Source organism: Paenibacillus sp. FSL A5-0031, from assembly GCF_001956295.1.
Lineage (GTDB): Bacteria > Bacillota > Bacilli > Paenibacillales > Paenibacillaceae > Pristimantibacillus.
This window is the reverse complement of the sequence record NZ_MRTD01000004.1, coordinates 393137-418132: the sequence shown is the minus strand read 5'-3', so window position 1 is coordinate 418132 and position 24996 is coordinate 393137. Positions and strand designations below refer to the sequence as shown.

The 24996-nt window shown below is 45.6% G+C and carries 17 protein-coding genes; 16 read left to right on the top strand and 1 reads right to left on the bottom strand.

Annotated elements, in window-relative coordinates; genetic code table 11:
• The first annotated feature begins 52 nt into the window (after window positions 1-52).
• The 4 genes from BK120_RS10215 to BK120_RS10200 all read left to right on the top strand — a co-directional run bounded on the left by BK120_RS10215 (window position 53) and on the right by BK120_RS10200 (window position 3382).
• A complete protein-coding gene (locus tag BK120_RS10215; RefSeq protein ID WP_076267372.1) occupies window positions 53-745 on the top strand; it encodes a hypothetical protein in 693 nt (230 codons plus the stop codon).
• A gap of 18 nt (window positions 746-763) precedes the next feature.
• On the top strand, window positions 764-1858 hold the full coding sequence (locus tag BK120_RS10210; RefSeq protein ID WP_076267371.1) for a toxic anion resistance protein: 1095 nt from the start codon (window positions 764-766) through the stop codon (window positions 1856-1858).
• Between the two features lie 313 nt (window positions 1859-2171).
• A complete protein-coding gene (locus tag BK120_RS10205; RefSeq protein WP_076267370.1) occupies window positions 2172-2738 on the top strand; it encodes a hypothetical protein in 567 nt (188 codons plus the stop codon).
• Window positions 2739-2791: 53 nt separating this feature from the next.
• Complete coding sequence (locus BK120_RS10200) at window positions 2792-3382, top strand: thymidine kinase (RefSeq protein ID WP_083681829.1); 591 nt, start codon at window positions 2792-2794, stop codon at window positions 3380-3382.
• Between the two features lie 79 nt (window positions 3383-3461).
• Here the strand turns inward: BK120_RS10200 and BK120_RS10195 are convergent, their stop codons facing one another.
• Complete coding sequence (locus tag BK120_RS10195; protein ID WP_076267368.1) at window positions 3462-3908, bottom strand: tellurite resistance TerB family protein; 447 nt, start codon at window positions 3906-3908, stop codon at window positions 3462-3464.
• Window positions 3909-4241: 333 nt separating this feature from the next.
• Here BK120_RS10195 and BK120_RS10190 point away from each other — a divergent pair, with 333 nt between their 5' ends.
• From BK120_RS10190 to BK120_RS10135, 12 genes are all read left to right on the top strand, one after another.
• Window positions 4242-11771 carry a glycoside hydrolase family 3 N-terminal domain-containing protein gene (locus BK120_RS10190; RefSeq protein WP_076267367.1) on the top strand — a complete coding sequence of 2510 codons (7530 nt, stop codon included), beginning with the start codon at window positions 4242-4244 and terminating at the stop codon, window positions 11769-11771.
• A 187-nt stretch (window positions 11772-11958) separates the two neighbouring features.
• A complete protein-coding gene (locus tag BK120_RS10185) occupies window positions 11959-12159 on the top strand; it encodes a hypothetical protein (RefSeq protein ID WP_076267366.1) in 201 nt (66 codons plus the stop codon).
• On the top strand, window positions 12143-13018 hold the full coding sequence (locus BK120_RS10180) for a glycosyltransferase family 2 protein (protein ID WP_076267365.1): 876 nt from the start codon (window positions 12143-12145) through the stop codon (window positions 13016-13018). The genes BK120_RS10185 and BK120_RS10180 overlap by 17 nt, the downstream gene beginning before the upstream one ends.
• Window positions 12994-13686: a glycosyltransferase family 2 protein gene (locus BK120_RS10175; protein ID WP_076267364.1), complete on the top strand. Its 693-nt coding sequence runs from the start codon at window positions 12994-12996 to the stop codon at window positions 13684-13686. Before BK120_RS10180 ends, BK120_RS10175 begins: the two co-directional genes overlap by 25 nt.
• Window positions 13687-13692: 6 nt before the next feature.
• Complete coding sequence (locus BK120_RS10170; RefSeq protein WP_076267363.1) at window positions 13693-14814, top strand: glycosyltransferase; 1122 nt, start codon at window positions 13693-13695, stop codon at window positions 14812-14814.
• A 16-nt stretch (window positions 14815-14830) separates the two neighbouring features.
• A complete protein-coding gene (locus BK120_RS10165; protein ID WP_076267362.1) occupies window positions 14831-15889 on the top strand; it encodes a polysaccharide pyruvyl transferase family protein in 1059 nt (352 codons plus the stop codon).
• A gap of 265 nt (window positions 15890-16154) precedes the next feature.
• Window positions 16155-18035 (top strand): molecular chaperone HtpG, encoded by a 1881-nt coding sequence (gene htpG, locus BK120_RS10160; protein ID WP_076267361.1) that lies wholly within the window; start codon window positions 16155-16157, stop codon window positions 18033-18035.
• A gap of 282 nt (window positions 18036-18317) precedes the next feature.
• Window positions 18318-20138 (top strand): sensor histidine kinase, encoded by a 1821-nt coding sequence (locus BK120_RS10155; RefSeq protein WP_076267360.1) that lies wholly within the window; start codon window positions 18318-18320, stop codon window positions 20136-20138.
• On the top strand, window positions 20135-21709 hold the full coding sequence (locus tag BK120_RS10150) for a response regulator transcription factor (RefSeq protein ID WP_076267359.1): 1575 nt from the start codon (window positions 20135-20137) through the stop codon (window positions 21707-21709). The genes BK120_RS10155 and BK120_RS10150 overlap by 4 nt, the downstream gene beginning before the upstream one ends.
• 152 nt (window positions 21710-21861) lie before the next feature.
• Window positions 21862-23187: an ABC transporter substrate-binding protein gene (locus BK120_RS10145; protein ID WP_076267358.1), complete on the top strand. Its 1326-nt coding sequence runs from the start codon at window positions 21862-21864 to the stop codon at window positions 23185-23187.
• Between the two features lie 68 nt (window positions 23188-23255).
• Window positions 23256-24122 (top strand): carbohydrate ABC transporter permease, encoded by an 867-nt coding sequence (locus BK120_RS10140; protein ID WP_083681827.1) that lies wholly within the window; start codon window positions 23256-23258, stop codon window positions 24120-24122.
• Window positions 24123-24131: 9 nt separating this feature from the next.
• A complete protein-coding gene (locus BK120_RS10135; RefSeq protein ID WP_076267357.1) occupies window positions 24132-24962 on the top strand; it encodes a carbohydrate ABC transporter permease in 831 nt (276 codons plus the stop codon).
• Window positions 24963-24996: the final 34 nt, after the last annotated feature.

Sequence of the window (24996 nt, the reverse complement as noted above, 5' to 3'; positions counted from 1 at the left end):
AAGAAGACGAGCATAAAGATTAGGTTCAGAAAGCTCATATGGAGGTGCAGCAATGAATGCATTGAAAAAAAACGCAGCCATCGCGATTGGCGTTTATGCAGTCGCATTAGTTGTTAATGGGATTACCTCCCCATATATAGCTATGGCGGTTCCCGTATTCGGTTTGTTAATCGCATTATCATGGAAGCAGCGTCCAAGGAAAGAAATTAATCAGCCAACACGCGAGCCAGAGCTGCAGCAAAATACGCAAAACCCGCCCATACAACAACCCAGTGCAGCTTCAACTGCTCAAGCATCATTGGCTTCAAAGCCAGCTCCTGCAGCTGTCATTCCGCCGCAGGTTCTAGATCCTGAGCTTGCTTCTGCATTAGAATACATCGGAATCATTGAAGATATGATTTTACTCGAAGGCGAGAAAAATAATTTAGACGATGAAATTGTTCAAAAGACGCTGGCATTGCTGTCGCGGCTAAACCGACTAATTCCGGATTTAATGGCGTTAGGAGACTCGAGCATTAATCACAATATTTTGCGATTGGTGCGAAAGGATTTGAATTCGACCATTAATCCATTTCTTCGGCTCAGCGGCGAAGCGAAACGCCAGAATAGGCGGCTTTTGCTTGATGGCATTAAGGATGTAGATTCCAAGCTTACTTTTTATACGAAGACGCTTGAGCAAAAGGATCTTATGGAGCTTCATACAAAGGCTGAGTTAATTCAGCAGCGTTATCGACTTACTGACTAATGAAGGGGGAAATGAACAATGGCGCAACAACTCGTACAATTAAAAAATGAAGATATTCAGAAGTTGGAGCAAGAAGTGCAAAGCACGATGCAGAAGGTAGCGACAACCGATGCTATGCATCTGGATACACTAATGGATGAGATTACGAAAAAAGGCCAGAAGACGCTTGAGCGCTCAAGCCAGACGCTTACGATGCTCGAGAGACCGCTGTCGGATCTCATGTCAGGCAAACGGTCTGAGGTAGCAAACAACATGCTTAAGCTTCGCAGCGAGGTTGAGGATTTGAGCAAAAGCAAGCAGCTCTCACTCGTTCAGAAGCTGCTTCGGAAAGCACCGATGAAGGCTTATATTTATAAATATCAATCTGCCAAGTCTAACGTGCAGGTGATCGTCAAATCGCTCAGAGATGGTCGCGACAACTTGGAAGAGAACGTCATTCACATGAGAAATTTGAAGCGCAGCAGTCTAGACAATGTATATGACCTGCAGCTGCTTGTCGAATATGGCAATCGTCTCAAAAAAATGTTCGAAGAGGAAATTGCTAAGCCCGAGAACGAACACCGGAAAACTTATTTGGAGCGCGGACTTCGCAAGGTTGTAACGAAGCTCCAAACGTATACGGAAATGATCATGCTTTATCAGCAAGCGATTGCCGCAACCGATATTATTAATGATACAAATGATAAGCTGATGGATGCGCTGGACAGCTCAATAGATAAAACCCAGCATCTCATGTCGGTTTCAGTCTTGATTGCGAGTGCGATTGATGACCAGATGAAGGCTATAGAAGCAGTCAATTCAACGAATGAAATGTTAGGCAATCAATTTGCTGAGAACGCGCGTCTTTTGAATGAAACGAGCGAGCGAGCTAATCAAGCATTAACGAAGCCGGCTATGAGCATGGAGCTTGTGGAGCGGGCAATGTCGGATCTCTTCTCCGCGATGGACAAGTACGAGAACTCCAATCGACAAATTATTCAAACGGTATCCCAGCAAACGGAAAAAATGACGCAAATTAATCAAAAGGTTGGACAACGCTTAGGCATTCAAGCGGGTTCTGGAGCTAGTCAAGCGGAGCTTCCTTCTTCAGCAGCCAAAGGATTTTTGGAGTAAATCAAAAAAAATAATTAGCAGGACGAGCTCTCCAAGGGCTCGTTTTTTTGCGTTTTTTGAGAAGAAATGACGGATGTCCTACAAGTAATGGCTCATAAAGCATAAAGAAACAGCATAGTCTTAAAGAAAAAACGAGGTGATCATGCTATGATTGGCGAAATTGCCATAGCTGCACTCATTGTCGTCTTAATTGTTGTTGCCAGCTTTGAACGGGCGGAGGATATTTTGAAAGATTTTTAAGCATCGCTGTTTGTGTTCACCTCTGATTTGGTATAATAGGATGAATTATACTGGCTGATCGGAGGTGTTCCAATTGGAGTTTACCTATGAAATTATTTCGGAGTCAAATATTAATGTACGGTTCATCTATGGCGGTGAGTGGTTTACTTTTAATCTGTTCAATCGAGACCAGCAATGGGTCCTTCATCCTTTTGATTCCTCTTTGATTCGCAATAAAGATATGAGCAGGCTTGTCATAGCAGATTTGATCCAGCATAAACCTTTTCAAGTGATGTTAGCGAAAGAAGGCATTCTTCTTTCCGAGCTGAATACGTCCATTCCGCTTGGACAGCAGCAGGAGACAGAGGTGGAGTACGAAGCGCTTCCTCGTATAGGGCGCGGTTCGGACCTGATCTTTGACGAAGAGCGTTCTTCCAAGCCAGAAGAGATCAATATCGAACAGTTAATTGAAGAAAATGACCTGGAGGATCTTATTCGGCTCGAAGTACAAATGATTGAATCGCGTCAAAATCTTTATAATCAAATATTGCACCGAATGTTCATGGCTGATCTAGGTCCAACCGACCCGGAATTCCAGAAAATTCAACAAATTGTCAAAACATATGGGGAAGCGAAAACAAGGCTCCAAACGATACAATAACGGAGTCACTTCCTGTATAATAGAAGCACTGAATGGTTCTGGAGGAGATTAGGTTGGCACAGCTTTATTACAAATATGGAACAATGAACAGCGGTAAATCTTTCGAAATCATTAAAGTGGCTCACAATTATGAAGAGCAAGGCAAGCAGGTTCTTATTTATTCACCATCGGTAAGTGCAAGAGGCGGGGTGGATCGTGTAGGTTCTCGTGTAGGGTTCGAGCGGGAGTCCATTCCGGTTCAAGAGGATACGAACCTTTTTGAAAGTGTGAAAAGCTTCGTTGCAGGAGCTTCACCATCCAAAATTTATTGCGTACTCATAGATGAGGCGCAGTTTCTGAAGAAACATCATATTTTGGAGCTTACACAAGTCGTGGATGAGCTTAACATCCCGGTAATGGCGTTTGGGCTCAAAAACGATTTTCAAAATCAATTATTTGAGGGCAGCTATAACCTACTCGTGCAGGCGGATAAAATTGAAGAGATTAAAACCATTTGCTGGTTCTGTGATCGGAAAGCAACGATGGTTATACGCTATAATGACGGACAGCCGATGAATGCAGGTGCGCAAATCCAGATTGGCGGCAACGAGGATTATAAGCCTGTATGCAGACGCTGCTATAATGAAGCTTTTCGCAATGCGTAAGCAGGGGTAATAACAATACAAAAGAACCTCCAGATCCACTGTTGCAGTGGCTTTGGAGGTTCTTTTGCTTGGTTTGCTATTAAAGACTGAATTCACTCGGATTAAGTCCAAGGGTATTGCAGATGTCACGCACAGCAGCTTGTTCCTTCATATCGAAATCGCCGTCTGCTGCTCCGATTGCGCTGCACACACCAACGATTACACGAGCAACGTCTGGTTTGCTGCGGAATTTGGCAATCGCTTTAAGCGCCTCTTGCTTGCCAATCATCGCATCAAACTCCATATTGCCTACAAAGTGATTGAAACGGTTAATCACATCACTCATATCAAAAACTTTTAATTCTTCGCTGCGGCCTATGTAGCCGGCCATTTTTTGTTTTTCATTGGAGTCGACGGAACCATCTGCTGCTGCTACAATCGCACAGCCGGCTACTACCGCATCTAGGAATTCTTTATTTTTGAATTTTTTGACCTGATCGGTTAGTCCTTGCTTACTTGTTTGCAGCCATGATTTGAAAGAGCTCATTTAGCTCAGCCTCCTAGGGTGAATTTAATCTTATTATTCTATTGTAGATTTAATTGGGGTCATTTAGCAAATTTTGCGGTAAATTGTCTGTTTATGCTATTAGATTAGATCGTTGAATGAGAAGGAAATAGGATGAACGATAGAAGGAAAGACGATGTATTTTTGAAATCGATTACATTATACAAAAAACAACGCACATCATCTTAAAAATGACTCATATTATGAAATCGTTTTCAATTTTATACTTGTAAGTAATCTCGTCTACAGCTGTCCATTTCAATAAAGAAGGGATATGCCGTTAGACGACAATTATAGTTATGGGGAGGGTTTGGTTTGAAAAGAAAAATGTCGATGATGACGGCGATGCTGCTGGTCATATCGCTAATGACGAGCTTGCTTTCAGTAGGAGCAGCGCCTTTGACGCAGTCAAATGGGGGATTGCCGACGTACTTGGACCCATCAAAGAGCGTTGATGCAAGGGCGGCGGATTTGCTTGCCCGGATGACACTAGAAGAGCGCGCAGGACAAATGATACAGCCAGAGAAGTCGAATATTACACCTGAGGAAGTAAAGCAATATTTTATCGGCTCGGTGCTTAGCGGCGGCGGTTCTTTCCCGAACGGCAAGCAGCAGGACAGCACGCGTGAAAATTGGCAGACGCTTATAGACGGCTATCAGGATGGCGCGCTTTCTACGCGTCTCGGGATTCCGCTGCTGTATGGCGTGGATGGAGTACACGGACATAACAATGTGAAGGGAGCAACCTTGTTCCCGCATAATATCGGCTTAGGTGCAGCGAATAACGCTGAGCTGGTGAAACAAATCGGTGCTGCGACAGCAAAGGAAATACGAGCAACCGGAGCGAATTGGGATTTTGCGCCGACGATTGCAGCCCCGCAGGATATTCGATGGGGCCGGACCTATGAAGGATACAGCGGCAATCAAGCGATATCCAAGGTGCTTGGTGCAGCGTACATTCAAGGGCTGCAAGGAGAAACAGCAGCGGAGCGCAGTCAGACGAAACATGTCGTTGGCGCTGCGAAGCATTTTTTAGGTGAAGGCTATACGGATAACGGCGTCAACCAAGGGAATATAACGAAGTACACAGAGGATCAGCTCATTGCAAGTGATTTAGAGATGTACAAAGCGGCTGTTGATGCAGGGGTACAAACGGTAATGGCATCCTACCACAGCATTCAAGGCCTTAAGATGCATGCGAATAAGCGGCTTCTTACGGATGTGCTGAAGGGTGAGCTTGGATTTAAAGGTTTTGTTATTTCGGATTATAACGCGATTCAGCAAATCACGCGCGATCAAGACGGCAAAGCAGTCAGCGGCTTGAAGGATCAGCTGAAAGCGTCCGTTAATGCAGGCGTAGATATGTTCATGCTGACGGGTGACTGGAGAGCTAGCCTTGAGCATTTAATTAGTCTTGTTAAGGATGGCAGCATTACGGAAGAGCGTATCAATGATGCAGTTCTTCGTATTTTGAAGGTGAAAATTTCATCTGGCCTATTTGAGAATCCAAAGACAGATACAGACTTGGCAGGCTACTTCGGTGCATCTGAGCATCGTGCGCTTGCGCGTCAAGCTGCGGCGGAGTCGCTCGTTCTTCTGAAGAACGATGAGGTGAACGGTTCACCGATTATGTCTCAGCTGAAGGATATGGACAAAATTTTCGTAGCAGGTAAAAATGCGAACGATATCGGCAACCAATCTGGCGGCTGGTCGATTACTTGGCAGGGAGCATCCGGGGCGATTACGACCGGAACGACAATCTATGAAGGGCTCAAAGAGGTTGCAGGAGCCGCGAAGACGGTAACGTACAACAAGCATGGCCGCGGCGCTGCTGGTTATGACGTAGCTATTGCTGTTGTAGGCGAAACGCCTTATGCAGAAACGAATGGAGATCGTACGAGCCTAAATCTCGACGAAGAGGATCTCGCAACGATTGCAAATATTCGTGCAGCTGATCCAAACATTCCACTCGTTGTTGTTCTTGTATCCGGACGCCCGCTTACGATAGCGGATCAACTGGGTGACTGGGATGCGCTTGTCGCAGCATGGCTTCCAGGTACGGAAGGTCAAGGCGTGGCTGATGTACTGATTGGGGGCAAACCGTTTAAAGGGAAAAACCCGATCAAATGGCCATTTTATGTAACGAATAATTATCCAATTATGACCGAAGCCAGCCCGAATTTGTTGTTTCCTATCGGATACGGCTTGACGAGCGGGCAGGCTACGCCTGATCTGCCGAGCAAACCTGTAGAACCAGAGAAGCCTTCACTGCCTATCCCAGGCAAGGTCGAGGCGGAAGCGTTCGATGCGAAGAGCAGCGGATTGAATACAGAGGACACGCAGGACATTGGCGGCGGCAAAAATATTGGCTGGACGTCCGGCGGCGCATGGCTGGATTATAGGGTGAAAGTGAGCGAACCTGGTACCTATAAAGCCGATTTCCGCTATGCGGGCAACGGAGGCGCAACGGGGATTAAGATCAAGAACGAAGCGGGAGCGACGCTTGGTACGTTGAGCGTAGGCTCCACCGGAGGCTGGCAAAGCTGGCAAACGGCCAGCGTCGAGAATATCGTGCTAAGCCAAGCAGGCATTCAAAAGCTGAGGCTTGAGTTTATTGCCGGAGACATTAATTTTAACTGGGTAGAGTTTACGCGCACAGGTGATGTTCCAGCTGGCGGCGGCGGTGGCGGCACTGATCCAGGTAATGGAGGCGGCGAACAGCCAGCACTGATTAGCGGAGCTGTAGAGGCATGGATCTCCAGTGAACGTGATGCGGGTGACCGCAAATGGTATTATGCGGATCGTTATCAAGCTGGCGATAAGAAGCTGGAGCAGCAGACAAATTTAGATATTACCCTTCCAGATAACAGCAAAGCGACAACGATTACGATAAATCCGGATAAAAAGTATCAAACAATGCTAGGAATCGGTTCGTCCATGGAAGAAGCGACGATTCATAATCTTGTGAAAATGTCTCCGGAGAAGCAAACAGAGCTGCTTCGCCAATTGATCGACAAGGATAACGGCATCGGCATGAGCTTGATTCGCCTAACGATCGGAACCTCCGATTTTACAGCGCAAAAGTTTTATTCGTACGATGATTTGCCTGCCGGTGAAACGGACGTTGAACTTAAGAAATTTTCTATTCAGAAGGATATTGATTTTGGCATCATTCCAACCGTTAAGAAGATACAAGCGATTAATCCCGATGTTCAATTTTTTGCATCGCCTTGGAGCCCTCCAGGCTGGATGAAAACAACGGGCAGCATGGTAAGAGGTCAAGTGAAGGAAGAGTATCTTCCTGTGCTTGCAGATTATTATGTGAAATTTCTTGAGGCATACGCTGAGCATGGCATCTACTTTGAAGGCATGACGCTGCAAAATGAGCCGCTGCTCGAAATTGATTATCCAAGTACAGCGATGTCATGGCAGCAAGCGTCACGTCTAGCCAAGCTGCTGCGGGCGAAGCTCGATCAGAATAGCAATGCAAAAATCAAAAGTATAAAGCTGTGGATGTTCGACCATAATCCCGGCGATACGATGGCTTATCCAGCACAAATTCTGGGCAATTCCGTAGAAGGGGCTTACGATGCCATAGAAGGGACGGCGTTCCACGATTATGGCGGCGAGCTGTCCATGATGACGGAGCTTCAAAAGCTGTTCCCGCAGAAAAGCGTGTATTTAACGGAGCGTGCGGTATGGGGTACTACGGGCGCTGACCGTATCGCACAATATTTCCGCAACTATGCCAAAAGCTATAACAGCTGGGTTACGATGCTGGACAGCGATATTTCATCCCATCAATGGGTAGGCATTCCTGATCCGACCCCAGTCGTACAGGATTCTTCGAATCCAGATCACTACTGGCTGCTGCCGGAGTATTATTTGATGGGGCAGTTTACGAAATTCGTGAAGCCTGGTTATGTGCGAATCGATAGCAATTACGGCTCTGCTGCGACAGTAACCAACGTTGCGTTTGCAAGCCCAGACGGCAAAGAAATTGTAACGGTTGTCATCAACCAAACGAGTGACCCGCAGCCATTTAAAATTATAGTTGATGGACTTCAAATTGAAGCGGTCATTCCAGCCAAATCAGCAGCAACCTATCGCTGGAATCGTACGCAAATAACAAACGTTCCAGCAACGATTGACGCCACGCGCTTTGCTTCAGCAGAAGGCGAGTTCCAGGTTAATCCGAACGGATACTTAGGTTCTTTTGCACCAAATGGAACAGCTTCGTTCGATTATGTTGTAAATGTAGCAGAAGCAGGCGAGTATGAACTCGATCTGGCGATTGCAGGTTTCCAAACGGATGGTCTGGTTAGCTTTGAACTGGATGGCCAGCCGCTTGTGTCACTGCCGATCAATCAGACGACGTACCAATGGGAGTACTTCGCTAATCGCCGCGAGCGCGTTATGCTTCCAGAGGGTGCGCATAAATTAACGATGAAAGTTAGTAATAACGACTTCAATGTTAGAAGTATTGCGTTCACGAAGGCGGATAAGGCAGCTATTTTACTTCCCGCATCTATAGAGGCGAGTAAATTCACATCTGCCTTTAATGTACTCGTAAACGGCTCAGCGGTCAGCTATGCCGATCCAAATGATTGGATGGAATATGAGGTGCAGGTTCCGGCGGATGGAAACTACGGTATAACGTATCAATATTCCACGGCCTATGACGGTGCAAAAGCAGAGCTTTCACTAGGAGGAAATGTACTGAAAACGACTGAGCTTCCAAACAGCGAGAGCTGGGATGCTTGGGCAATGGCTTCAGATACCGTTGCTCTGACTGAAGGTGTTCATACGTTAAGAGTTCGAATCGTTGATCAAGGCTTTAACTTGAATGCCATTGCGGTTGGGCCTGCTATTATCGCAGATGCGTCAGCTGTAACAGAAGGTGCAGAGGCTGGAAGCCATATTTTTGTCCGGCTGCTTAACGACACGTATAAAGAGGAGCTGACTTCCTCCAACTGGTCCATCGAAGGGTATGCGGGAACGGTTGTAGACAGCGTTTATCGTGTTGATGACCATATGGCTAAGCTTACCTTAGGAGGAGGGGCGACAAGAGACTATGACTCTGATCGTACCGCTACGGTAACAGCCAGCACATATGAAGCTGCTTCTGGAAGCACAGGTAAGACGATGAGCTCTAAAGTTATCATTAAGGCTACTGATGATGCGGAGTCGTTATCCTTGTCAGAGAGTCAGATTGCTTATGGCGTAAATAACAAGGAGCTAATCGTTACCCTTGCTGGCGGTACATTCGTGCAGAGTCAGCTTGGAGCGATAACCGTATCGGGAGCGGCGACCTCGCAAGGAGGCGTATCACTGCGCTCGGCTGAGCTTCTCAGCCCTAATCGAGTGAAGCTTACGCTGAACTGGAGCGGAACCGTTTACTATAATGAATTGGAATTGCAGGTTAACGTTCCACTGCAAGCCTACGATGATTCAACAGGAGGTACGGCGTTAAACGCTAAGGCAGTGCTGCTTGGAACCGAAAATGTGAAGGAGCCAGTAAATCTTTTGTCCCTTGATTCCTTGGATCAGTTCAATCGATTAAAAGGATTCGCAGTGTCTGGAACAGGAAGCGCGAGCAGGCTAACTCAAATTGATGCGGGCGATTATGCCGATTATTTGGTACACGTTCCAGCTACTGGTTCCTATGTTGCGACCTTTAAGGCTACATCTGGCGGCCAAGCTGTGAATGGCATCGTGCTGGAGGCGCAAGACGGCGCTGTTCGGAAAACGATTAACGTACCAAACCTTTACAACCAGGTCGTTGAAATGCGAATTGTCATTGATCTCGTTGAAGGTGACCAAAAGCTTCGTATTCTGGCTGGGGCATCCGGCTACGAGCTTAGAGGCATTAAATTTGAGCCTTATGTTGTACAGGTAATGGATCAGAGCGGTGTTATGAAAATTGAAGCGGAAAGCTACACCCATGCGGATGCGGCTGCTGTTCAAAGCAATATGGACGGACAAACGCTGTTATTCAAAAACGTAGGTTTTATCGCGGCAGCAGGCTCGCTTTATTTTGACGTAAATATCGCAAAATCGAGCTTCTACAAAGTGACCTACCGTTATGCAACGCCGCAAGCAGGCGTGAGTGGAACGTTGTCCGTGAATGGGCAAAAGTTGTCTACTACGCCGCTAGGAGCAAGTGGCGGATGGGATAAATATGCGGAGGCTTCTGGCATTGTAGAGCTTGCGGAAGGCGTACAAACGATTCAATTTACTAGCAATAATGATGGGGCAAACCTTGATTGGATCACACTTGAGCAGACTGAAGCGGTTACGCAAATTACAGGTACCACAGCGCTTCCGACTGCTTCGCTGAAAGCTGGAGCCTATAAAGGAACCAAAACGGTTGCTTTAACGACTGCTACAGAAGGGGCTGCCATTTACTATACAACAGATGGATCGCTGCCTAGCAGTACAAACGGGCAATTGTACAAAGGAGAGCTTAAGCTCTTGGAGCTTACAGTGCTCCGCACGATTGCGATTAAAGCAGGAATGAAGGATAGCTTTGTTGCACCATTTACGTATATCATTACGCCAGGGGAAGAGCCAACAACAACACCAACGCCGACGACACCGACGGAGCCAACACCAACACCGACGTCACCAACGGGGCCAGTTGTAACGCCAGCTCCTACGACGCCTCCGAGTGGAAAGGGCACAATACCGGCACCAACACCGGTCGTTGACACGGCTAGCGGACTTGGTAAAACTGCGATAAGCCAAACGCTTATCGACGAAGCTTTGAAATCAGTAGAAGGAAATAATGATACCGTTCAAACCATTACAATTAAAGTACCGATTGTAAATGGAGCTAATGGCTACGAGGTGCAATTGCCTAAAGGGACTATTAGCGAGGCTAAGCTATCGGTACAGTATGAGATTCAGACAGGTACGGGTACGATTGTTGTACCAAGCCATATGTTGAAATCACTGCCTTCGGATGCGAAAAACGTATCCATTGTGATTGCGAACATCGATAAAACAAAGCTTAGCGAAGAAGCGAGAGCAGCAATCGGTAGCCGTCCTGCGGTTGAGCTGAATCTCTACGTTGACGGCGTTAAAGTGGAATGGAGCAATTCAGAAGCTGCAGTAAACGTATCGCTTAGTTATACTCCAACAGCTGATGAGCTGGCGAGCAGCGAGCAAATTACAGTGTGGTATTTCGACGCAGCAGGTAAAGTGATTGCAGTGCCAAGCGGGAAGTATGATAAATCGCAAGGTGCTGTGCTTTTCACAGTAAATCATTTCAGTACGTATGGCATAGTATTCGTAAGCAAAACGTTTGACGATCTTGGCAAATATCCTTGGGCGCAACAAGCGATTAAGGTAATGTCGGCTAAAGGCGTCATCAACGGCATATCGGATAAAGCATACGCTCCAGCTCAAAATGTGAAGCGGGCAGATTTTATTACCCTGCTCGTGAAAACTTTAGGTCTTAATGCTGCGTATGATAGTCAGTTTACCGATGTGGCAAAAGGTTCTTATTATTATGATGCGGTTGCCATTGCGAAGAAGCTTGGCGTAGTAACTGGCCGTGCGGACGGTACATTTGATCCGAATGCCTCCATTACAAGGCAAGAAATGATCGCGATGACAGCAAGAGCGTTAAATATTTCTGGCAAAAAGCTGCAAGCAGGAAGCTCGGAGCAATTGAAATCGTTCACCGATTTGAAGCAGCTAGCAGCTTATGCAACGGACAGTGCTGCTCTTCTCGTAGCGAACGGCATTGTGAAGGGCGACGGCGCTAAGCTTAACCCGCTTGGTTATACAACCCGCGCGGAAGCAGCAGTTATTATGTATGCCATTTACAACAAGCAATAAGATTGGGATGAGCGATGCGGCGCATTGAATGACAAGGAAGAAGCCTTCGAACTCACAGATAAAGTGGGAAAGAGGGCTTCTCTTTTTTTTGCCTATTCTATGAAAATTTTTTCAAAATAGTCGTATGCCGTTCTCACTATTAATCTAGCGAATAGGATGAGGGTATCAAACGGTAGGAGTTGATTATGTGTCATTTTATTTTAAGCTGCGCACGTACCTAGGGAGAGATGTAGAAGTTATTCTCTCTAATGGGGATGTGGTTGCAGGTGTGCTGCTGACGGTAGGCTTCTCATACATTGTGGTTCGAACCTTGAGTGTACCTGGATACGGTGGGACGGAAGATGTGTTGATACGTTTGCGGGTCATCGAATATGTCCGGATTTTATAGGAATGGCTGTACGGATGATGGAAGAAGGCGTGACTATGTCGAGCGATTGATCGCGGAGAAGGATGTGCTGCCTCCTTTACGAAAAGGAAGAGATTTCTCCCAAGCTGGCAATCGGTGCGGGGTGCACCAGCGCTTGTCAGTGATTATACCCGTTCAAAACGAGGAACGGACAATAGGACGTGTCATTCAAGAGGCTATATTGCTGTCGCCAGCTGAAATTATCGTAGTTGTTAATGGCTGCAATGATCGTACAGAGAGTATTGCTAGAGAGCTTGGCGCGTCGGTCATAGTTTTTCAGGAGCCGCTCGGAACGGATGTAGGCAGAGCTATTGGCGCATATGCAGCTACTGGCGATGCGCTGCTGTTTGTGGATGGTGATTTTCATATCCCTTGGAAGGAGCTTGCTCCTTTTCCTAATGCGCTGCTAAGGGAATGTGATCTGGCTGTTAATAAGCTGGATCACCACCTCAGCATGCGCATGCCTTGGAGTGCCGTGACAACGTTAAAAATAGCACTGAATATGGCAGTTGGCCGCGAGGATTTGGCGAATGCTTCACTCGTGCATGTTCCATTTGCGCTGAATAGACGGGCGCTTAATGTTATTCATTGGTCCAATTTATTATGTCCGCCGAAAGCTTATGCGCTCGGACTGCTCGGGGGATTGACCGTCAAGCCTGTTCACTGCGTGGAAGTTGATCGCTTAAACCGTTATCGTCCGATCAAACACAAAAATGCCGGAGGAGACCATTCCATTGCAACGATGCAAATAATAGGGGATCATTTTGAAGCTCTGCATGCCATTTATAGGAGAGAGGGCAAGAAAGGAGAGATAGGATGCAGCGGGAATTTGGAAAAGTAAGTATCGTTATTGCAAATTATAATCGTGCAGCATATCTCATTGAATGTTTGGACAGCTTGATGAGTCAAACGTATTTGAATAAAGAAATCATCATTGTAGATGACGCATCGACCGATAGGTCGCTGGATGTTATTGAGGCTTGGTGCGAAGCAAACGGAGTAGCGGGTACAGAATCTATAGTACTCGTTCGACTTCCTAGAAATATTGGGTTTTCTGGAGCCATTACGACGGGTTTCTTCCACGCTCGCGGACAATATATCGCGGTTCAAGATGCGGACGATTTCTCTCATCCGCAGCGTTTAGAGAAACAAGTAGCGTATCTCCAAAGCCATGCAGAGGTTGCACTGGTAGGAACGAGCTACGCTAGCTTTGATGCGGCCGAGAAGAGGCAGTATGTTCAGGAAAAATGGCTGCGTTTCGGTGATGATATTCTTGATGTTTACCGCAGCGGCGGTCACTGTGTTTGCCATGGGACGATCATGTTTCGCGGCGATGCTTTTGACCAGATTGGCGGATTGAGCCGCCGAATTGTCGGAGCGGAGGATTATGAGTTCATCGTTAAATTTTTGAATAACAAAGCTCGTATTGAAAATATTCCTGAAATACTTTATTACTATCGTCTGCATGCGAGCCAACGTTCATTGGCTTTTTATGCAAAAAAGGAGTGAGGTGAAATGGCAGGCTCGCCGTTATCCGTCTTAATGGCTCTGGACAGTATGGATGCCGGCGGTACGGAAACACATGTATTAAGTCTAGCAAAAGCACTAATAAAAATAGGTCAAAGAGTGAGTATAATTGCCGCGGACGGCCCTATGCGGTTCCGGTTTGAGGATGCCGGGTGCCATGTATATTTGTTTGAATTCCAGCCAGCTGGAGCGTCAGTTCAAACGGAGCGAATCGTTAGGCTGCAGGAAATTATGCGAAGCGAGAAAGTGGATTGCGTTCATGTGCATCAGACTCCATCCGGTTTGTTTACGGCAAAGGCAGCTAATTTATTAGGAGTTCCGTCCATATTCACCGTTCATGGCACCTATTATCCGCAGACTGCTCTAAAATCGCTGCTTGTTTACTCGGAATCGGTCATATGTGTAAGTGCTCCTCTTCAAAGCTATATCACGCGGTTTGGCTTTCCGTCTATCGTTGTCCCGAATGGCATCGATCTAGCGGAGTTCTATCCATCCAGCGGCGCAAAGCTTCGCTCAGACTTAGGTATTTCTGAAGATGCAATTGTACTTACGTACGCTAGCCGATTGGCTTGGGGAAAGGCAACAGCATGTGATGTCCTGCTGCGAGCGATGAAGGATCTTTATCGTTATGGGTGGGATAAGCTTGAGCTAATCGTTGTTGGGGATGGTCCTAAATATAATGCAATTTCAGAACTTGCGGAATTTATTCAGGCGGAAAGCAGAAGACGGTTCATTCATATGGTTGGAAAACAATCTCAAATGCGAGAGTATTACAATGCTTCAGATATCGTTGTCGGTACGGGACGCGTTGCGCTGGAGGCAATGGCTTGCGAGAAGCCAGTGCTTGCCATTGGCAACCATGGCTATTTTGGCTGGGTGGAGCCGAGCAATTATGAGCAGGCTTGGCTTAACTATTTTGGAGACCACGGTTCGTTTGCCGCTTATTCCCGTTATTTGTTTGCAAGCGAGATTGCAGATGGATGCCGCAGGCTGGAAGGGCTACGCGCTAATGGAATAGAGGGAAGACGGTGGGTGGAACGTGAGTTTCATATCGATCATTCCATTGATCAAATTATGAGCGTGTATCGTTCAGCAATAGGAGAGATTTAATGAAGGGCGGTACGCAATGAAACGAATTTTGTATGTAGGCTGGTTAGGGTTTAACAATGTTGGTGATGAGTTAATGTGGCTATTGTTTCGCGACCTGTGCAGAGCTTATCTGCCTGAGAAAAAATATGATGTCATTCCGTCAATACCGGGCGTAGATATTCGGAATTCGGGTCCGTATGATGTTGTTGTGCTCGGCGGCGGCTCGCTGCTCATTCCAGGTTATATCGATGTTGCTTACCAAGCGGCTAGGAACCATAAAAAAGTAATGATTTGGGGCAGCGGTCATGACAGACAGGAGTTTCCTGTAATGGATGCCTCGGGAAAGGTCGCAGCCCATTTGGCCTACACCAAGGAGAACCTGGCAACGAATGAGAAATTAGCTGAGCTAGTGAAGATGTCAAAGTATTGCGGCGTCCGAGGTCCGTTGTCCTATCAGTTTCTCGAGGATTCTGGCGTCCGAATGGAGCAGGCGATCATAAGCGGTGACCCGGCATTTCTGCTGCCTGCACCGTCGCCACGCAAGAATGGGCAGGCTAGCAGAACGATTGGTGTGAACTGGGGAACTGCTTATAATCGAATATTCGGCGGCAATGAGGAAAAGGTAGAGCAGCAATTGGTAGAGGCGCTGCGTATACTAATATCGCAAGGTTATCGCATCAATATTTTCTCCGTTTGGGGTCCTGATAGAGAAGCTTGCAAGCGTCTATATGCGAAGCTGGGAAACCAGACGAATGTGGATCTTGATTTGGAGCTGTACCATCATGAGGATTTGATGGAGAAGCTAAAGTCCTATGCGCTGACGATCAATTTCAAATTGCATGCTAGTTACCTGTCAGCAGCAGCAGGGGTGCCGTTCGTAAGCCTTGGATATCGATTCAAATGCATAGACTTTGGCTGCTCGGTGGATCTTCAGGATTATGTGCTCTCCACCGGCGATACGGCACTTGGCGAAAGCATTCTGGACAGAGTAGCCAAAATTGAAAAAGAAACGGATATGATTCGCGAAAAGTTTTATTCGCATCAGAGCCGTTATCGCGAGCTGCTGAAAAAGCCATTTCAAGAACAACTGTTTTAAGGAAATAGCTGCAACAGCGTAAAAGGAGCTGCCCGAAGGTTTATTACCTTTCGGGGCAGCTCTTTTTTTAATAGACAAAGGATGGATATTATAGGAAGAAGGTTGACATCGAAAAATAGTTTATGATATATAAAAAGAAGGATTGGCACTCAAAGAGTTTGAGTGCTAAAATATAAGGTAGCGGTTTAATAAACGTTGAACAAGCCTTCCTGTTGCGTTACCTTTAGGCTTACTAATTATTGATGAATGGAAAGGGGATCTATCCATGTCCAAAAAACAGTTCAAAGCAGAATCGAAACGATTGCTGGAAATGATGATTAATTCCATTTATACGCAGCGCGAGATTTTTTTGAGAGAGCTGATCTCGAATGCCAGCGATGCGATCGACAAGCTATATTACAGAGCGCTAACTGATGACCAAATGGTATTTAACAAAGAGGATTATTATGTTAAAGTCGTTGCCGACAAGGCAAACCGAACATTAACGATCACCGATACAGGGATTGGCATGACGAAGGAAGAGCTGGAGAATAACCTTGGTGTTATTGCGAAGAGCGGGTCTTTTGCCTTTAAGAAGGAAAATGAGCTTAAAGATGGACATAACATTATTGGCCAATTCGGCGTAGGCTTCTACTCTGCATTTATGGTGGCGGATGTGGTTACCGTTGTGACCAAAGCTCTTGGCAGCGATGAGGCGTTCAAATGGGAATCAACTGGCGCGGACGGCTACACGATTGAGTCATGCGAGAAGGATTCCGTTGGTACGGAAATTGTACTTAATATTAAGGAAAATACCGAAGATGATCAATACGATGAGTACTTGGAAGAGTACCGTTTGAAGTCGATCATCAAAAAATATTCTGATTTCATTCGCTACCCAATTAAGATGGATGTGAAAGGCCAACGGCCTAAAGCAGATGCAGAAAACGAGTTTGAGGAATATGAAGAAGAGCAAACCGTTAACAGCATGGTGCCGATCTGGCGTAAAAATAAAAATGAGCTGACATCGGAAGATTATGATCAGTTTTATTTTGAAAAACGTTACGGTTTCGATAAACCGATCAAGCATCTTCATATTAGTGCGGATGGCGCTGTTGTGTACAATGCGATTTTGTATATTCCGGAGAGCACACCTTTCGATTATTATACGAAGGAATATGAGAAGGGGCTGGAGCTTTATTCAAATGGCGTTCTAATTATGGATAAATGCTCAGACCTGCTGCCTGATTATTTCAGCTTCGTTAAAGGTATGGTTGATTCGGAGGATCTATCGCTCAACATTTCTCGTGAAATGCTGCAGCATGACCGTCAGCTGAAGCTGATTGCGAAGAACATCAACAGCAAGATCAAGAGCGCGCTGCTTGGCATATTGAAGGATGACAGAGAGAAGTATGAATCGTTCTACAAAGCATTCGGCAGACAGCTGAAATTCGGCGTATACAATGATTACGGTGTGAACAAAGAAGTGCTTCAAGACCTGCTTATGTTCCACTCCTCGAAAGAGAAGAAGCTAGTTACACTGGACGAGTATGTGTCAAGAATGAGCGAGGATCAAAAGTACATTTATTATGCTTCCGGTGAATCGATTGAGCGGATTGATCGACTTCCGCAAACCGAGCTGGTAACGGATAAAGGCTTTGAAATCTTGTACTTCACGGACGATATTGATGAATTTGCTATCAAGATGGTTGCGAAGTATAAGGATAAAGAATTCAAGTCGGTATCAAGCGGCGATCTTGGTATTGAAGAGGACGAGAAGGACAAGGAAACGACCGAAGAGCAGGATGCCAATAAAGAGCTTTTCGAGCAGATGAAAGAAATTCTTAACGATAAAGTAAAAAGCGTAAAAGCTTCAAAACGCCTTAAAACACACCCTGTGTGCTTATCTACTGAAGGCGAAGTAACGATTGAAATGGAAAAAATATTGAATTCGATGCCGAACAACCAAGATGTAAAAGCAGACAAGGTGCTCGAAATTAACGTGAACCATGAAATTTTCCAATCGTTGAAGGATGCTGCTGGGCAGGATAAAGTGAAGCTGGCTCTTTATACAAGCCTGCTTTACAACCAAGCGCTTCTCATCGAAGGTTTGCCAATTCAAGATCCAGTTGCGTTTACGAACGATATTTGCAAAGTAATGGTTTAATAGAGCAAGCGACAAGCAAGTGTAAGAAGCCCGTACGGGGTCATTCCCGTACGGGCTTTTTTTCTACGACAGAACAATTATGGATGCTGACCATAGCTACCGATAAAATTACACGAGGCGTGTATTGTGCTTGCGCAAAATATAATTAATCATGGTATTGATTATTATTCCGGATATAATAGCACTACAAGATAAGAAATAAATGAATAAGAATGCAGAAACAAATAAATAAACATTATTCATTGCATGAATAAATGTAAAGCCGCAGAGGAGGGTTTATAGATGATACGGATAAAACGCCGGCTGAACTTAATTACGCTTATTTTGCTGCTCATGTGTATTATTATTGTTCCGGTTCTTATCCAAGGTTATATGTTGGGCAAAGGAGCGGTTACGCAAGTGGAAACGTTGTACGACAAATCGGTTTCGAGCAATATGGAGTCGCTCTCCATCAGCTTGGACTTTTATGTGAACCATATCGAGGATTATATTCGCACCTTGTCGCAGGATCAGGAATTACAGAGGCTATTAAGTCGAAATGATAACGCTCCCATAAATGAACAGGCGGTCAGAGACCGGCTGAAGTCGTTCACTGCTGCGTATCGGTTAAGAGTGCCCTTATACGTACAAATTATTAACGATCAAGGGGAAGTATTCAGCAATAGCGTTTTGCATGACACAGAAGTTGAACGGTTAAAGCAAGTGGTGCAGCAGTTTAATTGGCCTTCCGAGAGGATACCTTATGATAATAACATCATGTATCGCAATGTAGGCCCTAACTTTCACGATCTCTCGGAGGGGCAGAACGCCTTTTATTTTACGAAAAATATTGTACAAGGCAATTCGGCGCTAGGCCTCTTAAATGTAGAGATCAACGAGAGCTTATTTCAGCGGCTGCTGCGCAAAATCCAACTGAACAGCTCAACCCTTGCGTTTATAAGCCAAGAAGATGGCGAATTGCTGATCTCTAGTGAAGACGATGACGACCGTCTGCAGGAGCTGTCCAGACAGGCCATATCGAAGGCGAAGGTGGACGGCGGGGGATATGAAAGCTTTCTGATTCAGTGGAACGGCCAAAGCTACTTTTGCTCCATCCAAAACATTCCCTTCTTAAGATGGTATTTAATTGCATTAACGCCGGAAGAGCTTTTGGCAAGTCCCACTAAGCAATTGTGGAGCCATACGCTCACGGTAACCGTGTCGTCCATTCTTTTGATTTCACTTATCCTGTATATATTCACAAGAAAAGCGATGATACCTGTGCTAAATTTATCGAGGATGGTTCGGAAAATACGCTTTAATGATGCTGGGCAGGGGCAGGATGTCATTGGAAATTTCCAATACAAAGGCTTGGAGGAAATCGAGATTTTATTCTCGGGCATTCAGCAAATGCTAAGCCGGATTAATGAACAGATTGAGCGAATTAAAACAGATGAACGGGAAAAGTCGAGCCTGGAGCTCAATCTCTTGCTGTCCCAGATCAAGCCTCATTTCCTGCATAATTCGATTAATTCGATCCGTTGGATGGCGGAAATGAAGGGCGAGAAGATGATTGCCCAGACCCTTGTTAATTTAAGCAGCATGCTGAACTATACACTAAGCAAATCACGAACCATATGGAGCACGGTCGGCGAGGAAATGGATTATGTCAGAAGCTATATTGCGTTCCAGGAAAAACGGATGTTCATCAAAATTGAAACGATATGGGATGTGCCGCATGAGGTGCAGGGTGCAAGAATATTGAAGCTGACGCTGCAACCGATTGTCGAGAATGCAATCTTGCATGGATTTACTAATCTTGATGGAATTACGCCACAGCTGACGATTACCTGCGCGATGGAAGGGGAGCAGGTACGGGTGGAGGTTATAGATAACGGAGTCGGAATTGAAGAAGGCTCCATTGCCGGTATGCTGATAACGGATTCCAATGAGTATGAGGATGAGGAACGAACCTCGGGGATCGGGCTTAAAAATGTGCATCGTCGCTTGCAGCTGGAGTATGGTGAGAGGTATGGCATCGAAATTCGAAGTGTAGTGGGTGAAGGGACGACCGTAACGCTTACCTTTCCCTATATCGATCATAATGGAGGAGATTCGGAATGAAAGTGATGATTATTGAAGACGATATGCTAGTTAGAATGGGGATCAAATCATTAATTCCTTGGTCTGAAATGGGGCTGGAGGTCGTCTGCGAAGCCAGAGACGGAGTTGAAGCTGTTGAGCTGTACGAGAGATTTCTGCCGGACATCGCACTTGTGGATATTTTGCTTCCCAGAATGAATGGGCTTGATTTTATTGAGAAGGTAAAGCCCTTAAATCCGGACGGGGAATTTGTTATTTTGACCTGCAACCAAGATTTCGAAACGGTACGCAAATCGCTGCGCCTGGGCGTTCATGACTTCATTGTAAAATCAACGATGGAAATTGAGGAGCTTCAGCTTATTTTGAAGCAGCTGACAGCCAAAATGAAAGCAAAGCTGCTGGAGCATCATTTTCAGGAAGAAGGGACACCGGAAGCGGGTTCAAGATTCGTTCGTAAAGCCAGCTTATTAAGAGATTGGCTGCACGGCTTGTATAACAGCGAAGAGACAGAAGCGTTTGCCGAGAAGCTGGGAGAGTATAAATATTTTCTGCAAAAGGGAGAATATGAGGCATGGGTTGTGGCATTAGATCCTTCTCAGGATGAATCCAAATTAACTTCCCAAGAAATCGTTAAAATAGGCCATTCGATTGACCATATGGCTGTTGAACTTTACCGCAGCAGGCTGATTGGGTTCGTGGAAAACATAAATGATAACCGATGGCATGTATTGGTAAGCAGCACGAATAGCTCGGATATTGACCCGAAGCAGTTGATCGACTCGGTTTCGCAGTATTTGGGCCATACTCTATCCATTGCTGTGAGTAAAAGGTTTACAGACTGGCGGGAGTGGACCGTGTATGATCGTTCAGCTAGCGATCTGCTAAGCCTCAAATATTTTTGCGAAAATGACCACCTGTTTCAGGGCGAGCTGCCTGAAGCAACGCTTTCCGATGCCGTGTTTATTTGGAAAAAGGCGATAATGAACAAACTGTCCAGCTTTCAATACGAGCAGGCAGGAGATCTGCTGGCAAACCTCAAACAGGTCGTCGGCCCGCCATATCCCAAACCAAACCTGCTGCACAATGTACTGGAGGATATTTTATTCCAGCTGAAGCAAATCTGCGAAATGTCGGGACGGCGTCCATCGGAGACTTATTTCCAAAGATCTGAGCTGCTGGACTGCGTTTCATTAACGCAAGCGGTGCATTTGTTATACAACGCTATCCATGTGCTGCAGGAACCGGCATTCAAAGAGAAGAACGGCCATGAAAGAAAGAAGTTTGTTGAAGCCACCGAGATGTTTATTCAAGAGCACAGGTTTGATGAAATTAGTTTAAATGCCATCGCGATGCATCTTAAAGTAAGCCCTGTATATCTCAGCAGAATATATAAGGAAGAGAAAGGGATTTCTTTCAGCACCGCTGTTTTGACAGCCAAGGTGGAGCAGGCCGAAACGATGATCCGCAGCGGGATGACCTTAACTGAGGTTTCGGACAAGCTGGGTTACTTAAACTTGAGCTCGTTTACCCGCATGTTTAAGAAAATTAAGGGGATTGCACCCTCACACTATGCAGATGCTGAAAAGAATTAAAAGATGTTAACTGCGGCTTGAAAAATGATAAATGGCATCCTCTTCGGATATAAAGTGATAAATCAAATGGTTGGCTTAGGAGATTCATCTGCTTATGGAAAGCTTCTATACTAGGAAGCAAGACATCAACTAACGAAAGAAGGAAGGTTTCCATGAGAATGAGAAGATGGTCTGTTTTAAGTATAGCTTTAATGATGCTGGTTACAATGTCGCTTTCTGCATGTTCCAAGAATGAAAATGAAAGCGCTTCTACAGGTGGAGAAGGACAGGAGAAAGTCAACATTGTTTTCTGGAATTCAGGGTTTGCGACCATTGATGAAAATAACAAAGCGAAGAAAAAAGAAGACTTCTACATTTCTCAGGCTGTTGCAAGGTATGAGAAGGCCCATCCAAATGTGAAGATTGATGTGCAGGATGTTCCTTCCGGAGATGAGCTATTTGCTAAATTCCAAACGGCCAGCATTGCCAAGAACGGTCCTGATTTAACGGTACTCTGGTCAGGTTCCTATATGCTTCGGTTTAAGCAATTTTTAGAGCCGATGGATAGTTACTTTTCAGGTGAAGAAAGATCCAGAATCGTTGGATGGAGTGCAACAACGGAAGACTTTACGGCCGATGGCAAAGCCTATGGCGTTCCATTTGGGACAGACGGAACTTTTCTTCTAGCGTATAACAAGAAAATTTTTGCGGATGCCGGAATCGATCCGATTGCCCAGCGCCCGAAAAATTTTCAAGAGTTTGTGGCTATGCTGGAGAAAGTGAAGACGAAGGATATTACACCGCTTGGTTTATTTAAAGACAGCTTCCTTCATGTACCGGACTATTGGATTGCTCAAACCGTGGATATTCCGGGCCTCGACAGCTTGGTCAAAGGCACAACCAATTTCTCCGATCCTAAGCTGGTGAATGTCATGAAGGGCTGGCGCGAGCTGTTCGAGAAAAACTTGGTCATTGCCGATGATTCAGTTCGACAACTGTTTATTCAAGAGCAGCTCGGCATGACGGTTGGAGCAAATGCGGACATCTTGAACTTCAGCAAGGAGATGGGCGACAAGGTCGGCTTTATGAAAATTCCAGACTTCAGCGAGGATGTCAAAATCCACGATGGCGGTCCTGGCGGGGTGGGCGCTGCGTTTGTGGTGACGAACTACTCGGAGCACAAGAAAGAAACGGCTGATTTCGTCAAATTCCTGATGAGCAAGGAAGAGCAAATCAACAAAATTAAGTCGGGCGAAGCACGCATTACAGTCGTCAACGATGTGGATGTGAACGAGTACGTATCCGATCCGCTAGTGAAAACGATGCAGGATATGGCCAACGAACCTAGCACTATTTTCTGGCCGGACAATGTTTACCCAGCGGAGCTGACAAGCGAGATGATGTCGCTGCAATCCCTGGTTTCCAGCGGGAAAATGACGGCAGAGGAATTTATGAAAAAAATCGACCAGAAACGCGATTCGCTTCTGAAAAATAAATAGGCGGTTAAGGAGCGGCCTTCATAGGAAAGGAGGTCGCTTTCTACCAAAAGGCAAGGAGGAATAGAAGGATGGGTCTCAAGCAAGAACGATGGGTAGGTTTGTTCTCCTTGCTGCCGGCTTTTCTGTTACTAGCTGTATTCGTAGGTTATCCCATGTTTAACACTTTTTTTCATAGCTTTACAGAATGGGATGGGGTCACTTCTACGTTTGTTGGCTGGGATAATTTTAAGACGATCCTTAGTAATGGCGATTTGCCGCTTATGCTGCGCAACAATCTGATCTTTTTATTATCGGTACCGGGCATCTTGTTCATATCGCTTACGGTATCGGTTCTGCTGCATGAGGAGGTTCCGGGGTGGCGCTTGTTTCGTTCGGTGTATTACTTGCCGGCGATCCTCTCCTCGGTCGTTATCGGTTTTTTGGCAAAATCCATGTTTACGAACAAAGGGATCGTGAATACGCTTCTGGAAAATGCCGGACTTGGCGCGTTCACGACGGATTGGCTGAATACGGTGCCGACCGAATTTATGATCTTGATTTTATGTTTTTACTGGCAGACGCTGGGCCAAGGAACGCTCATTTTTTTATCGGGGTTATCTTCGATCTCCAATGAATTGTTTGATGCGGCCAAAATAGATGGAGCCAATTGGCGTCAGCGATTAATGTACATCGTCATCCCGTCGTTATATCCAGCGATATTTTACTTTACGATCGTCAATGTTATTTACGTTTTTGTCGGGCTGTTTGGCCTTGTTTATTCGATCACAGGCGGCGGGCCCGGTTACGAGACAACACCAATCGATTATATGATTTATATTCAAGCCTTCCGAAGCGGAAATATGGGCTATGCGAGCGCGCTTTCGGTATTCTTGTTCTTCATTGTTATGTTCATTACCTGGATTCAGTTGAAAATATCCAAGCGCTTGGAGCAATAGGAGGACATTATGAAAACAGCCTCTAGAAGAATGGTTAGATTTCTGATTTTTATCGTGCTCGCTGTCATTGCCTTCATGGCGATGTATCCGTTGTTCTACATGGCCATCAGCAGTATGAAGCCGACGATAGAATATATCAAACATCCGATGGGTCTTCCAAAAACCTGGTATTTTGATAACTTCATCGCACTCATTTATCGTTTCTCTCTTGTTCGGTTGTTTGGCAATACGCTCGTCTACGTAGGACTCAGCTTAGTTGCTTCCCTAGCCTTGTCTATTCCAGCGGCCTATGCTTTTGCCAAATTAAAATTCAAATACCGCAACGGGTTTTATATTATTATGATCGCTACGATGACCATACCGGGTATTACTTTTATCATTCCAAACTATTTGTTGATGTCAAAGATCGGCTGGACCGACCATATCATATCCGTGGTGACCATCTGGTCTGTCTCGGCTATTCCGAGCACGGTCTTCTTACTCACTTCACTAATGAGAGCCATGCCCGATGAAGTGCTCGAAGCGATAAAAATAGACGGTGCCAAATATTATCAGGCGATGTTCAAAGTGATTTTGCCCATGAGCTTGCCAGGCGTGGTCACGGTTTCGATCTTTAATGCGACGAACTGGTGGAACGATTTGTTAACCCCGCTCATCTATTTGCAATCGGATGGCTTAAAGACCGTAACCGTTGCGGTGGCGACTGTACTCAATCGGTTCAGCTCAGACTACCCGCTGTTATTGTCAGGGCTATTGCTTGCTTCACTACCGCCCATTGCGATTTATATTATTTTTCAAAGCTATATTCGTAAAGGGCTGGTTATTGGAGCTGTTAAATAAACGATATCGAATGAGGATAGGAAAGGATGTCATC

Excerpts from the sequence above, each read along its gene's own strand:
- BK120_RS10215 (WP_076267372.1), top strand. The coding sequence starts at position 53 with ATGAATGCATTGAAAAAAAACGCAGCCATCGCGATTGGCGTTTATGCA.
- BK120_RS10210 (WP_076267371.1), top strand. The coding sequence starts at position 764 with ATGGCGCAACAACTCGTACAATTAAAAAATGAAGATATTCAGAAGTTG.
- BK120_RS10195 (WP_076267368.1), bottom strand. The coding sequence starts at position 3,908 with ATGAGCTCTTTCAAATCATGGCTGCAAACAAGTAAGCAAGGACTAACC.
- BK120_RS10180 (WP_076267365.1), top strand. The coding sequence starts at position 12,143 with ATGTCCGGATTTTATAGGAATGGCTGTACGGATGATGGAAGAAGGCGT.
- BK120_RS10175 (WP_076267364.1), top strand. The coding sequence starts at position 12,994 with ATGCAGCGGGAATTTGGAAAAGTAAGTATCGTTATTGCAAATTATAAT.
- BK120_RS10170 (WP_076267363.1), top strand. The coding sequence starts at position 13,693 with ATGGCAGGCTCGCCGTTATCCGTCTTAATGGCTCTGGACAGTATGGAT.
- BK120_RS10165 (WP_076267362.1), top strand. The coding sequence starts at position 14,831 with ATGAAACGAATTTTGTATGTAGGCTGGTTAGGGTTTAACAATGTTGGT.
- htpG (WP_076267361.1), top strand. The coding sequence starts at position 16,155 with ATGTCCAAAAAACAGTTCAAAGCAGAATCGAAACGATTGCTGGAAATG.
- BK120_RS10155 (WP_076267360.1), top strand. The coding sequence starts at position 18,318 with ATGATACGGATAAAACGCCGGCTGAACTTAATTACGCTTATTTTGCTG.
- BK120_RS10150 (WP_076267359.1), top strand. The coding sequence starts at position 20,135 with ATGAAAGTGATGATTATTGAAGACGATATGCTAGTTAGAATGGGGATC.
- BK120_RS10145 (WP_076267358.1), top strand. The coding sequence starts at position 21,862 with ATGAGAATGAGAAGATGGTCTGTTTTAAGTATAGCTTTAATGATGCTG.
- BK120_RS10140 (WP_083681827.1), top strand. The coding sequence starts at position 23,256 with ATGGGTCTCAAGCAAGAACGATGGGTAGGTTTGTTCTCCTTGCTGCCG.
- BK120_RS10135 (WP_076267357.1), top strand. The coding sequence starts at position 24,132 with ATGAAAACAGCCTCTAGAAGAATGGTTAGATTTCTGATTTTTATCGTG.